This window comes from Variovorax sp. S12S4 (assembly GCF_023195515.1).
Taxonomy (GTDB): Bacteria; Pseudomonadota; Gammaproteobacteria; order Burkholderiales; family Burkholderiaceae_C; genus Variovorax.
Map to the genome: position 1 here is coordinate 3,593,671 of NZ_JALPKR020000002.1, position 14,007 is coordinate 3,607,677.

Consider the following 14,007-nt stretch of genomic DNA (forward strand, 5'->3'; position numbering starts at 1 on the left):
TCAGGTACCTTGGTCGAGATCGAGCACCACCGGTGCATGGTCGCTTGGCTTTTCCCACTTGCGCGGCACGCGGTCGATGATGCAACCCTTAACGCGCGGCACCAGCGGTTCGCTCACAAGAATGTGGTCGATGCGCAGCCCGCGGTTCTTTTGATAGCCGAGCATCCGGTAGTCCCACCACGAATAGCTCTTCTCGGGCTGCTCGAAGAGGCGGAAGCTGTCCACCAGCCCAAGCTGCAGCAGCGCCTTGAACTGCTCGCGCTCCTCCGTCGTGTGATGGATGGTTTCCGCCAGCCCCACCGGGTCGTAGCTGTCCCGGTCTTCGGGTGTGATGTTGAAGTCGCCGAGCAGCACCAGGTTCGGATGCGCCGCCATTTCGGCCCGCAGCCATTCGCGCAGGGCGCGCAGCCAGCCCATCTTGTATTCGAACTTGTCGGTGCCCGGCGCCTGGCCGTTGACGAAGTAGCCGTTCACCACGCGCAGCGGGCCGGCCGCCGTGTCGATGGTGGCGGCGATCACCCGCGACTGGTCGTCGGTAAAGCCTCCGATGTTCTTTGCCACGTCCCGCATCGGCGCCAGGCTCAGGATGGCAACGCCGTTATAGGTTTTCTGGCCAAACACCGCGCATTCGTAGCCGGCCGACTTGAGCACCTCGAGAGGGAACTTGTCGTCGCTCATCTTGAGCTCCTGCAGGCACAGCACGTCGACGGGGTTGGCAATCAGCCAGTCGAGCACATGCTGCAGGCGGGCGGTGAGGGAGTTGACGTTCCAGGTGGCAATTTTCATCAAACGCTACGTTGTTGATTTCGGAGGGCAGCCTTGCGGCATGGCGTGGGTTTGCATTTGTACCCGACTGCATACCCTGCTTGGGGTCGCTGCGCCGTCGGTAGCGGGCTTGGCGTCGGGTGGGGCGAACTTTACCCCCGATATTTTGCGGATGGCCCGGCCCCAGCGCAGTGGGGATGGCCTGCAGACCGGCATGCATCGTCGAGGTGCATCTCGCGTCGCCGGGGTTGTCTGACAACAGTTGCGAATCCGCACATCTATGTGGCGAGATTGCGGAAAAGTTCTCAAAACTGACCCGCATTGGCCTTGTTACAGTTGTTAAGATTTAGCCATGCTTTCATTTTCTATTAACACCATTTTGGTGCGAGCAACAATTCGGACGACCGCGGTCGGGCGGTAACCCTGTATCTGCCGGCGAAAAGAATCGCCTGCAATCTCATTGAATATAAAAATCGCAAGCTGGTGGGGCAGCGGCGTTGGATGAGTGCGCCTGAAAATATTTAATTCCAAATAAGAATTGGATTGGAAAAAGTGGCGCGGATTGAATCGACCTGGGTCGGAGACAAATAAAGCGGAAGGTTTATTGAGTTTGGAGGGCGCTGGCTAAAGCGGTTGCACGTCGGTGTAGTTGCTTGTTATCGCGGCCTGATCGGGGAAGAGCTTTTTTTGTCGAGCTGAACGACTCTTGTCCAACGTGGAGGTTGGACACGCGGGAGTTCCGCTCAGGTTCGGGGGAATCATGGATCTGTTGATGTCGGATGTGCGGCTTTTCGTGAAGGCTGTGGAGGTAGGAGGGCTGACGCAGGCGGCCGACGCGCTGAGCGTGCCCAAGGCGTCTGCGTCCCGGCAGCTCAAGCGGCTGGAGGCCTTGGTCGGCCATACGCTGCTGCACCGGGGAGCGGGCCACTTCGGCCTGACGGGGAGGGGCGAGAGTTCTTTTCCACGGCCAAGGAGGTTCTGGAGGCGGTCGACCAGGCGCTGTCGCAGCTCTCCAACACCAATGAAGCCCTCACGGGCCAACTGCGGATCTCGGTTCCCGGATATGTCGGCCGCGAGTTGCTCTCGGCCCACCTGTCGGGCTTCATGGCTGCGCACCCGCAGCTAAAGCTCACCGTCGACGTAGGCTCCGACCGGGTGGACCTCTTCCGCGAAGACACCGACGTGGTCATCCGGGTGGGGCTTGAAGGCTGCGAAGACCTCGTGGCAAGGCGCATCAAGAAGCAGCCCCTTGTGCTGTGCGCCACACCTTCATACCTCGAGCGTCATCCGCAGATCCAGACGGTCGACGACCTTGCGGGGCACTACTTTTTGACCAGCGGCCCGGAGCGGCACGCCATGGAAATGGTCATTCCGGGCGTCGATCGGGAGTACATCGTCAGGGCCGCGGGCGTGTTTCGCGCCAACGATCCGGAGTTGCTGCTGAGGCTTGCCTGCTCGGCCGGCGGCATCGCGCTGGTTCCGCTGCTCTGTGCCAGGTCGGCGCTCCAGGGCGGCTCCCTGGTAACGGTGCTGCCGTCCTTCGAATTGACGCCGGAAGAGTTGAATCTGATGTATTTGCCCGCGCGGCGCAATACCCGAAAGATCAGAACCTTCGTCGATTTCATCTTCAAGGCTCTAGAGCAAGCCTGATTCGGCTTTTTTGCCACAGCTAAAGCCCTTCGCGGGCTTTGGCGGCTTTTTCACGTCCCTTCTTTTTGCGGCGCCTTCAGCCGGATTTATGCACGTCGATTGCAGGGGTGGACTTGCGCGTTCCAAAGTCCTTCCACGTGGTCGTCGGAAAAATCACAGGCGAGTTGTCGAAAGTGGAACTGCCGATCTCATATTTGACATCCGGATTTGGCATTCGCCGCAGGCAAAATACTTGTTGGTTACAAGTGCAAGCAGGCGTATTTATTTTCAATAATTAATTTCTAAAAAATGATTGCAGGCATGAATCAATTTATTAGAAATATTTCTGCGTAATTCTTGTCCTCGCCGGCGATTGCTGTCGGACTGCCGTGTGTTCGTTGAACTGGAGCAACCATGCTTATACAAAAACTGACTCAAACTCTTCTGCGCAAGGCCGCCAGGCTGCCCGCGCTGGCTGCAACCTTCGGCTGCGGCATGCTTGCCGTGGCCACTCTGGCGGCGCCAGCGTCGGCGCAGCCTGCCGCTGCCCGGTCGGCCCCCGCTGCCGACAAGACCGTCTCCGTTGCCTTGACGCAGTTCAAGGTGGTGAAGGGCGCCGACGGCAAGGAGCAACTGCTGGACGCTTCTTCGGTCAAGCCCGGCGACGTTCTCGAATACCGCGCGACCTACACCAACAACACCGGCAAGACGGTGTCCGGCCTGGTCGCCGATCTGCCCATTCCTGAGGGGCTCGAGTACCTGCCGCGCAGCGCCAAGCCCGGCGCCGCGCTGGTCAAGGCGGCCACCAAAGACGGCGTCTACGCCACCGAGCCGTTGGTGCGCAAGGCCGCGAACAACAAGGCCGAGCCCGTGCCGTACAGCGACTACCGCGCCCTGCGCTGGACGCTCGGCCAGTTGCCCGCCGGAGGCGAAGCCGCCGTAACCGCGCGCGCCAAGGTCGAAGTCGTGGTTCCGCCCGAGCCCAAGACCTCCGCCCTCGCTCCGCAGGCGCCACCCGTTGCCGTGCAGTCCGCTGCGGGCGCGGCCTCGCGCTGACCGGTCGGCGGTGGTTTTGCCTCCTGGCTTTTCGTTTTTCTGTTTCCTTGATCCCTTTGCTATTGCGCGCAACCCGGCCGCTGTCTTCCGTTCGCGGAATGCCTGAGCCGGGTTTTTTTTGTTCCTTTTTTGACAACCGAGGAGAAACCACGTGAGTCCCACCTTGCCAACCCGGCGCATCGGCTTCAGGCCGAGAGCCACATGGGCTGGCGCCGCAGTTTTGTCGCTGGGCTTCCTGTTTGGAAGCTCGAGCGCACTTGCAGCGCCGCCGCCCGCCAATACCGTCATCGGTAACCAGGCTTCGGCCACCTATTCGGATTCGTCCGGCACCACGCAGCTGGCCACCTCCAACCTGGTGCAGACCACGGTGCAGCAGGTCGGCTCGTTCACGCTGGACACGTTCAACCAGGTCACGACCACGATCGTCAACACCAAGCTCGGCGCCGCAGGCTCGGTGGTGTACGCACCGCACATCTTGACCAACACCGGTAACGGCTCGGACACCTTCACCATCACGGTGGATGCCGACAACGATGCCTTCTCGAAGGTCGAGGTCTATCCCGACGCCAACGGCGACGGCATGCCCGACAGCACCACGCCGCTGTGTACCGCCGCGCCCGCCGCAGTCTGCAGCGTGCCCGCGCAGACCGTGCCCGGCAACAACGGCACGTTCCAGTTTGTCGTGGCCTACACGATCCCCGGCACGGCCACCACGCCGACCACGCCGTTCGACACCGCCACCATCACGGCCACCCCGGGCACGCCGGCGCTGTACACGGCGCCGAACACCTCGGCAGCGGACAAGGACCAGGTCAACCTGACAACACAGGCCGCCTTCGGTGCCACCAAGTCGATTGGTGTTCCAGCAGTGGCGGCTCCTCCCGGCGGGACCTGGCCGCTCGCGAGCACCGGTGGTCCGCGCTCGTCGTCGGCTTCGTGCTCGACGACCTGGGGCGCAGGTATCGCTTCCAGCGACACCTGCAAGTACACGGTCTACACGCTCACCTTCAACAACACCGGCGGAGCGCCCGGCAAGTTCGCCCTGTCGGACACGTTGCCATCGGGCTTCACCTATGTCGCGGGTTCCGCCGTCTGGAGCAGTGCTCCGGGCGTGGCGCTCGGCGACGGTGCCGGTGGCGATCCGACCGGCATGGCCTTCCAGGTGGCGGGCAACACGCTGAACGTGGTCATCGACTCGCTCGGGCAGAACGTCACCCAGACGATCAGCTTCGTGGTGCTGGTGAACAACACGGCTGTGGTCGGTACGTCGACCACGACCAACGTGGCCCAGTACAACCCGACGGATTCGCCGAATGCCGACGTCACGGCCATCGGTACGCTGGGTTCCACCACCAACCCGGCGGCCTACACCGTCGTCGCCAGCTACGGCCTCGTCGTGGGTACCAACCCCTCGACCGCGGCAACGGCAGTCGACACGGTCGCTGGCACGCCCAACGGCACGGCGGCTGACACGACCACGCAGCCTTCGGTGGTTGCCGGCGGCAGCGTCAAGTTCCCGCAGACGGTGTTCAACACCGGCAGCGGCGTCGACAGCATCAACCTGAGCATTGCCAACGGGAGCTTCCCGGCCGGCACGACCTTCCTGCTGTTCGCAGCGGACGGCGTGACGCCGCTGCTCGACACCACAGGCGACGGCGTGCCCGACACCGGTCCGATTCCGGTCGGCGGCAGCGCCAACATCGTGGTGCAGGCCAACGTTCCGGCCAGCGCCACGGTGGGCTCGGGTCCGTTCAGCGCGGTCCTGACGGGCCGCTCGGCGAACGACCCGACCAAGCTCGACGCCACGCTCGACCAGGTCACCATCGTCGTCGGTTCGCTCGTCGACCTGACCAACAGCGCAGCCGGTACCGGCTCGGGTTCGGTGGCAGGCGGTGACTTGGGCCCAGGCCCCAGCCCACAGCCGACCACGACCAACAGCACGCCTGCGGGCACCGGCACGATCTTCACGCTGTTCGTCAAGAACAACGATGCGGGCGGCCCGGCAACGCAGACCTACACGCTGGCGGCCAGCCAGTCCACCGGCTTCCCGGGCACGCTGCCGGCGGGCTGGACGGTGAAGTTCGTGGCAGCGGGCGGTACCTGTGCCGCCGCGGCCATCACCAACGTGACCGTGGCTCGCGGTGCGCAGCAGCAGGTCGATGCCTGCGTGACGCCTCCCGCCACGCAAACGCCTGTGACGGCCCAGCCGATCTACTTCCGCGTGCAGTCGACCGCAGTGGCATCGACCGGCGTGCTCGTGTCCGACGCCAAGCAGGACGCGGTGACCGTGACCACGGCGGCAACGCTCGGCGCCACGCTCACGCCCAACAACGTCGGCCAGGTCGCTCCGGGCGGCACCGTCGTCTATGCGCACACGCTGACCAACATCGGCAACCAGAGCTGCGGCGCGTACACGCTCACGGCCACCGTGCCGGCTGCCGACGCGGCACTGGGCTGGACCACCGCGATCTACCTCGACGTCAACGGCGACGGGCAGATCGATGCGCTGGATACGCTGGTTACCGGCCCCATCGCCGGACCGCTGGCTGCGGGCACAACGCAGAAGCTGCTGGTGCGCGTGTTCGCACCGGGTGGCGCCAGCGCAGGTGCAACCGACACGACCACTGTGACTGCGACGTTCACCGATCCGGCGCCGAACTGCGGCACGCCCTCGGCTACCGACATCAGCACTGTGATCACCGGCCAGATCCGCGTCCTCAAGACGCAGGCTGCCGACGTCGCCTGCGACGGCACGGCTGACGGCGACTTCTTCGCAACGCCGCTGTCGCTGAAGCCCGGCCAATGCATCGTGTACCGGGTCGTTGCCACCAACGAAGGCACCGCGCCGATCACCAACATTGCGATCAACGACGCAGCACCTGCGTTCACGAGCCTGACGGGTGCCACGCAGCCGCCGGCGCCCACGCAATGCGTCTCGACGGGTGTGACCGGCACCGCGCTGGCCTATGCCCAGACCCCCACGGCAGTGAGCTGCGGCAGCGCGGCCAACACCGTGGCCCCGGGCGGCACGGCCACGCTGACCTTCGCAGTGCGAATCGACCAGTAACACGCGATTGAGTCGCCGGCAGGCCTCTCCAGGCCTGCCGGCTTTACGCGAGGCGCCGCCTTCACGGCTGCGCTTCGCCTTTTCCCCCTGCTGCTTTTCGGCGCGTGTGCGCACGCGCGCATGGCAGCGGCAGAGGAAAAAGACCCAGGTATTCACGGCCCCAGCAGGCGCCGACGGAAGGTTAAGCGGAGTGCAATTCTTGTCTGACTCATTGATGGGCTGCCGCTCGCAGCGATGGCGCCAAGCCGGCGCCACGCTCGCGATCGGCCTGGCGCTGTTGCTGGCGCTCCTCCTGACGCTGTTCCTGGCGTCGGCCACCGTGCATGCGGCCCCCGCGCCCGGTGGCAGCGTCATCCGCAACGTGGCCAAGGCCAGCTATGTGCCGGCCGGCTTTGCGCAGACCGAAACGTCCAGCTCCAACAGCGTGGTGGCGAACGTCCTCGCGGTCGAGGCGCTGGTGCTCACGCAGGACCAGGCCGTCAACCGGCCGCCGGCCACCGTGGTCACGCTGAACCACCTGCTCACCAACACCGGCAACGTGCCTTCGAGCTATGTGCTGGGCTTTGCCAACAACGTGGGCGGCTGCGCGGCCGACACGCTCGACCTTTCGACCCTGCGCGTCGTGCGCGACATCAACAACAACGGCGTGGCGGACCCGGGCGATCCGGTGCTGCCGCTCGGCGCGCCCGGCGCGCTGGCGCTGCGGCCCGGCGAAACGGCCTCGCTGCTCGTGCAGGGCACGGTTCCAGCCACCGGTGCCGGCGTTGCCTGCGCCGCGCTCACGGCGACCACCGCGTTGCAGAACCTGAGCGCCACCAACCGCGACACCGTGACGGTGGGCGACATGGCGGTGATCTCCATCACCAAGAGCGCGAGCTACCCGGGTGTCATCGTGCCGGGGCAGACCCGTATCGACTTTTCGGTCTCGGGCACCAACATCGGCGCGCGCGATGCGCAGCCCGCCAACGTGGCCGCGCCGACAGGCACGCCGGTGCTCGTGAACGGCGCGCCCACCAGCCTGGTGCTGGTGCGCGACCTCGTTCCCGCCGGCACGCAGTACATCGCCGGCACGCTGCAGAGCACGGCCGCGGGCGCGGTGCGGCTGTTCCGCATGCCGGGCGACCCAGCCTTCAGCTACCGCACCGCGGACGACGCCGCGGCCGTCGAAGTGGCAATCGGCGTGCCAGCGGCCGTGGCACGCAACGCCTCCATCGCCATGCAGTTCGCGGTGATCGTGCGCGCGGACCAGACCGGCGATATCCGCAACACCGCGCAGAGCTACTACAACGACGGCACCGCACCGGTGGTGTCGCCGTCCAACACCGTGCTCATCACCACCAGCCAGAGCCGCATCGGTGTGGCAAAGACCGCCTCGACGCCGCGCGCAAACCGCGGCGCCGACGGCCTGCTCGACGGAACCGCAACCGTGCGCTTCAGCGTCGACGTGCGCAACTACGGCGCCGTGTGGCTCTACGGCGTGCAGGCGACCGACCTGCTCGAAGGCAGCGGCGCCAGCCAGTTCGGCAGCTACACCAGCGCGGCCGTACCCGGCGCCAATCAATACACCGTCGTGCCCGGCTCCATTGCCATTGCGGGCAACCAGGGCAACGGCACGAGCGGCACCGTGGCCGCGGCCAACAACTCGTTCACCGGCACCGCCGCCGCACAGAACCTGCTGGCGCCGGGTGCCGTGCTGCCGGTCGGCGCGCAAGTCACCGTGCAGTTCGACGTTCGCATCAACGTCAACGGCCGCACCGGCATGCTTTTCAACAGCGTGCGTGCGCAGGGCGCACTCGCGCCCGGCGGCGCGCCGGTGGCTTTCGACGATTCGGTCGACGGCACCAGCCCCGACCCGGACGGCGACGGCAACCCGAACAACAACACCGCGCCCACGCCGGTGTCACTCCAGCTTCCGTCGCTGTCGCTCGCCAAGAGCGCGTCGCTGCCGCGGCGCGTGGCGCAGGGCGTCTACGAAATCGACTACCGGCTGCTCGTCACCAACACCGGTGTCGCCCCCGCACCCCACGTGCGCGTGATCGACAACCTGAACTGCACCTTCGACATGGACAAGCCCGAGGGGCCCGTGGCCTCTTGGGAGCTGGTGGGTGCGCCCAAGGTCCGTAGCGGCCTGCTCAATCCCGCGGGCAGCTTTACCGGCCGCGCCGCCTGCGACCGCGAGGCGCTCGCGAGCGCCGACGCTTTCCGGCTGCCGACCGAGGCGGTGCTCAGCCTTACCGACGGCAGCCGCGGCCTGGAGCCCGGGCAAAGCGAAGAAATCGGCTTCACCGTTCGCCTGACCCAGAAGCCCGGTGCAGGCGACCGCCGCGTGGCCATCAACAACAAGGCATGGGCGGCGGCGTTCGACCAGAACACCATCAACGTCACGCCCGCGATGCTGGTTGCGGCCACCGCCAACTCGGTGCAGTCGCTGTTGGCCGACCCGGCGGGCACGGTCTACAACGCCGTCACGCGGGCGCCTGTTCCCGGCGCGGTGGTCACGTTCACCCGGCAGTCGTGCAGCAGCGGTTCGGTCACGCCGATGACCGCGGCTGAAATCTACGGCGGCTCGTCGGACACCTACACCTTCAATGCCGACGGCAGCGTGTCGATGACGACCGGCGCCGACGGCAGCTACCAGTTCTACCTGCAGTCGCCGCCGGCCACGGGCCTGTGCACGTACTCGCTGCATGTGGTTCCGCCGGCCGGCAGCGGCTATGTTTATCCGTCGCAGCTGATCCCCGTGACGGCCGGCACTTTCGGCAGTTGCGGTCCGGTGGTGCCCGGTGCGCTGCCGCCCAAGGGCGCGGAGCCGACCACGCACTATTTCTCGGTGACGTCCGGCTTCAATGCTTCGAACGAAGCGTGCGACGTGGTGCACAACCACATCCCGCTCGACCCCGGCAATGTGCTCGGCCTGGTGCTGCGCAAGGAAGGCAGCAAGCGGCAGGTCGAGTTCGGTGATTTTCTGGACTACGCGCTGGCGGTGACCAACAAGACGGGTACGCCGGTGACCGGCATCTCGATCAGCGACAGCCTGCCGCCGGGCTTTGCCTACGTAAGCAACAGCGCGCGCCTGAACGGCGCGGCCACGGCCAACCCGGTCGGCGGCGCAGGCCCGAAGCTGGTGTTCAACTACCCGACGCTGACGCTCGGCGTCGACCAGATGGCCATGGTGCGCTACCGCGTGCGCGTCGGCGTGGGCGCACCCACCAACGGAGACGCCATCAACCGTGCGCGTGCCTACTCGGGCCCGATGCAGTCCAACCTCGCGAACTGGACCGTGCGCGTCACGGGCGGCGTGTTCTCGGACGAGGCCTTCATGTTCGGCAAGGTCTACATGGACTGCAAGGCCGACGGCAAGCAAGAGGGCAGCGACGAGATCGGCGTGCCCGGCGTGCGCCTGTTCATGGAAGACGGCACCAACGTCGTCACCGACGTGGAGGGCAAGTGGAGCCTCTACGGACTCAAGCCGCTCACCCACGTGCTGCGCGTGGACCAGACCACGCTGCCGCCCGGCGCCCGGCTTGAAATACTCGACAACCGCAATGCCGGCAGGCCCGAGAGCCGCTTCGTCGACCTGAAGAAGGGCGAGTTCCACAAGGCCAACTTCATCATCGGCAACTGCGACAGCCCGGCAACGCTGGCCGACGTGGTTGCGCGCCGCGCGGCTATCGCCGCCATTCCGGACACCGAGGCCGAAGCCCAGGTGCGCATGCGACTGAATCCCGAAGGGCAGATCGTTGCCGTGGGCGACTTGCGCTCGCTGCCCGCCAGCGGCCAGGCGCTCGCGAGCGGCAGCACCGGCTCGACCATGACCACCTCCGCACCGCTGATCGCGATGCCCGATGCACCGGCCAATGCCAGCAGCTTCGTCGGTGCCGCGTCGGGCAGCATGAGCGGGACGCTGGGTACCGCCGCATCGGCCGGATCGGCCTCATCGACGCCCGCCGGCAGCCTGTTCGCATCGCTCAACGGCCTGCCGACCACTGCGCAGGGTGCATCGGCCGCGGGCGGCACGGCGAGCGGCGTCGGCGCGTTCGCGAGCCGGCCGGTCAACACCTCCGCCGCCATGCTGGAGCCGCGCAGCGCACCGCTGCTGCCCGGGGCAGTGCCCAGCCCCATCGAGCTGGAGGTGCTGCTGCCGCAGATCGAAAGCAATGCGCTCGGCTTTCTCGGCCTGAAGGACGGCGACACCGTTCCCAGCCAGTCGATCAACGTGCGCGTCAAAGGCGAGGCTGGCCTGGCGCTGCGCCTCACGGTCAACGGCCAGGCCATCGACGGGCGGCGTGTCGGCAAGAAGACCCAGTTGCCTTCGAAGAGCATCGGCGCCTGGGAATACATCGGCGTGGTGCTGCAGCCCGGCACCAATCGCCTGCAGCTCGATGCGGTGGACGATTTCGGCAACGTGCGCGGCAGCGAGCAGATCGGCATCGTCGCGCCCGACAAGCTGGGCGGCATCCAGGTCGACCTGCCCGAAACCGCTTACGCCGATTTGCGCACGCCGGTGGCCGTGAAGGTTCGGCTGGTCGATGCGGCCGGCGTGCCGGTGACCGCACGCACCCAGCTCACGCTGGAAGCCGACCGTGGCCGCTGGTTCGACGAAGACCTGAACCCGGCCGAGCCGGGCACCCAGGTGTTCATGGAAGGCGGAGCCGCCGAGTTCCGGCTGCTGCCGCCGGGCGAGGCGGGCGATGCGCGGATTCGCGTGACCGCCGGCAGCTTCGTCAAGGAAGTGCGGCTCGCGCTGCTGCCCGAGATGCGCCCGATGATCGGCGTCGGCATTGTCGAAGGCGTGCTCGACTTCACCAAGCGCGGCAGCGTGCCGCTCGGCGCCATGCCGGCGGGCGCGGCCTTCGAGGCCGAGCTGACGGGGTTGACCGACGAGCGCGAGAACCGGCGCGCGGGCGCCCGCGCCGCCTTCTTCTTCAAGGGCACGGTCAAGGGCGAATACCTGCTCACGGCAGCCTTCGACTCCGACAAGGCGCGCAAGGACCGCCTGTTCCGCGACATCCGCCCGGACGAGTTCTACCCCGTGTACGGCGACTCGTCCGTCAAGGGCTTCGATGCGCAGAGCACGCAGAAGCTCTACGTGCGCATCGACAAGAACCGTTCGTTCCTGCTGTACGGCGACTTCACCACCAGCAGCAGCACCGAGGTGCGCAACCTCAGCCAGAGCAATCGCGCGCTCACTGGCCTGAAGCACGTGTACGAGACGGCCAACGTGCGCGCCACCAGCTATACGTCCCGCACCGCGCAGACGCAGCAGGTGGAGGAGTTTCGCGCCGTCGGCACCTCCGGCCCCTACTACCTGAGCGCGACCGGCGGCGAGTTCGTCGACAACAGCGAGCAGATCGAGGTGCTGGTGCGCGACCGCAACCAGCCCGACATCGTGCTGCAGCGCACGGCGGTCACGCGCTTCGTGGACTACACGGTCGAGCCGCTCACGCGCCGCGTGCTGTTCACGCGCGCCATTGCGTCGGTGGATGCCAATCTCAACCCGCAATCGATCCGCGTCACCTACGAGGTCGACAGCGGCGGGCCCAAGTTCACCGTGGCCGGCACCGACGTGCAAGTCAAGGTGGGCGAGCGCCTGCAGGTGGGCGTGGTCGCCAGCACCGACCAGAACCCGGAAAACCACCGCAAGCTGCGCGCGCTCACGGCCGTGGCCCGCATCGGCGACAACACCACGGCCGCGGCCGAACTGGTGCGCACCGAGTCCGACGAAAAGGGCAAGGGCGAGGGCGGCCGCATCGAAGTGCGCCACCAGGACGAGAAGCTCGCAGTGGTGGCGCTGGCCAGCAAGACCAGCACCGGCTTCGACAACCCGGGCGCGAGTTTCTCGGCGGGCCGCACCGAGATTTCGGGCCGTGCCGAATACAAGATCGACGACAACACCGCGGCGCGCGCCGAAGTGCTCTACAGCAAGGACGCACTGCTCCAAGGCGACCGCAAGGGTGCGAGCGCGAGCCTGCGCAAGAAGCTGGACGACAACGTTGTGGCGGAAGTCGGCCTGCGCCACGGCCAGAGCAACAGCGGCCTGGCCTCGGGGTCCGGCTTCGACTACGGCGAGATCTCCACCTACAACGGCAACCTCGGCAGCCGCGTCGGTGCCGGCAACGTCACGGCGCTGGGCGCCGCCGCCACGGCCAACAGCAGCGCCGAAAGCGAAAGCCTCACCACCGTGCGCGCGCGCCTCTCGGCACAGGTGCCGGGTGTGCCGCTGGCCCAGGTGTTCGTGGAGGGCGAGCAGGACCTGAAGGATTCCGACCGCCGCACGCTGGCCATCGGCGGCAACTACGCGATCACCGACAAGACGCGTGCCTATGCGCGCTACGAGCTCATCTCCAGCCTGTATGGCGATGCGCAGCTGGACGCCACGCAGTCCAACAACGTCGGCATCCTCGGCATCGAGAGCAACTACATGGACGGCGGGCGCATCTACAACGAGTACCGGCTCGCCGACAGCGTTGATGGCCGCAGCGCGCAGGCAGCCATGGGCGTGCGCAACACCTTCAAGCTCACCGACCGCTTCAGCCTGACCGGCGGCCTGGAGCACACCCGCCAGATGGGCGGCTACACCAACAGCGCCAACAGCGGCACCGGCTATGCGGGCGGGCTGGGCGAATCCACCGCCGTCACGGCCGGCGTCGAATACCTGACGGACAGCTACAAGCTCAGCGGCATTCTCGAAGGCCGCAAGGGCGACGACGCGAACACGCGCCTCTTCAGCGCCGGCTTCGGCTACAAGATCAGCCCCGCGTGGAGCCTGCTGGCGCGCAGCGTGGTGAGCGACAGCGAAGGGCAGGGCACGAACAGCGGCAACGAGCGCCACCTGCAGCGCCATCAGATCGGCTTGGCCTACCGCCCGGTGGACAGCGACACCTGGAATGCGCTGATGCGCTACGAGCGCCGCTCGGAACGCATCGTGGGCAACGGCAACGCCGCCGGCGCGCTGACAGGCGGCAGCGCCTTCGGCAGCGGGTTCGGCAACGCCACCCTGCCGGGCAGCACCAGTGCGGACATTCTCTCGGCGCACCTGAACTACAACCCGCAGCGCGGCAGCGTGCTGAGCGCGCGCTACGCGGGAAAGATCTCGCGCTCCGACGACGGCTTTTTGGCCAGCACCTACTGGGCGCACCTGCTGCACGCGCGCTACACCCGCGACCTCAACAAGGACTGGGACTTCGGCATCCAGGCCGGCCTGCTCTACGGCAAGGGCGGCTCGCTGCAGAAGACCGCGGGCGTGGAGCTGGGCTACCAGATGGCGAAGGACCTGTGGATTTCCGCCGGCTACAACTTCGTCGGCCTGCACGACCGCGACCTCACGGCCAACGAATACACCAGCAAGGGTGCGTACATCCGGCTGCGCTTCAAGTTCGATGAAACGGGGCTCGGCTTTCCGTCGGCCGGTGCCGCTGTTGCTCCGCCGGCATCGGCGCCTGCATCGGTGCCCGCATCTCCAGAAGAAAAAACCAGTTCAGAAAAATGAA

Annotated in this window: 6 protein-coding genes; 5 read left to right on the plus strand and 1 reads right to left on the minus strand. The window is 66.5% G+C overall.

The features are described 5' to 3' along the window. Complete coding sequence (xth, locus tag M0765_RS17715; RefSeq protein WP_258505080.1) at positions 1–786, minus strand: exodeoxyribonuclease III; 786 nt, start codon at positions 784–786, stop codon at positions 1–3. A gap of 751 nt (positions 787–1,537) precedes the next feature. Between xth and M0765_RS17720 the strand changes: the two genes are divergently transcribed. The 5 genes from M0765_RS17720 to M0765_RS17740 all read left to right on the plus strand — a co-directional run bounded on the left by M0765_RS17720 (position 1,538) and on the right by M0765_RS17740 (position 14,006). Further along, positions 1,538–1,891, plus strand: a complete 354-nt coding sequence (locus tag M0765_RS17720; RefSeq protein ID WP_258508322.1) for a helix-turn-helix domain-containing protein — start codon at positions 1,538–1,540, stop codon at positions 1,889–1,891. After that, complete coding sequence (locus M0765_RS17725) at positions 1,813–2,415, plus strand: substrate binding domain-containing protein (RefSeq protein ID WP_258508323.1); 603 nt, start codon at positions 1,813–1,815, stop codon at positions 2,413–2,415. The genes M0765_RS17720 and M0765_RS17725 overlap by 79 nt, the downstream gene beginning before the upstream one ends. Positions 2,416–2,808: 393 nt before the next feature. Continuing rightward, positions 2,809–3,450: a hypothetical protein gene (locus tag M0765_RS17730; RefSeq protein ID WP_258505081.1), complete on the plus strand. Its 642-nt coding sequence runs from the start codon at positions 2,809–2,811 to the stop codon at positions 3,448–3,450. Positions 3,451–3,601: 151 nt separating this feature from the next. Further along, a complete protein-coding gene (locus M0765_RS17735) occupies positions 3,602–6,517 on the plus strand; it encodes a beta strand repeat-containing protein (protein WP_258505082.1) in 2,916 nt (971 codons plus the stop codon). 199 nt (positions 6,518–6,716) lie between these two features. After that, positions 6,717–14,006, plus strand: a complete 7,290-nt coding sequence (locus tag M0765_RS17740) for a DUF11 domain-containing protein (protein ID WP_258505084.1) — start codon at positions 6,717–6,719, stop codon at positions 14,004–14,006. Position 14,007: the final 1 nt, after the last annotated feature.

What these genes read in the sequence shown, in the direction of transcription:
- xth (WP_258505080.1), bottom strand. Translation starts at nt 786, where the DNA reads ATGAAAATTGCCACCTGGAACGTCAACTCCCTCACCGCCCGCCTGCAG.
- M0765_RS17720 (WP_258508322.1), top strand. Translation starts at nt 1,538, where the DNA reads ATGTCGGATGTGCGGCTTTTCGTGAAGGCTGTGGAGGTAGGAGGGCTG.
- M0765_RS17730 (WP_258505081.1), top strand. Translation starts at nt 2,809, where the DNA reads ATGCTTATACAAAAACTGACTCAAACTCTTCTGCGCAAGGCCGCCAGG.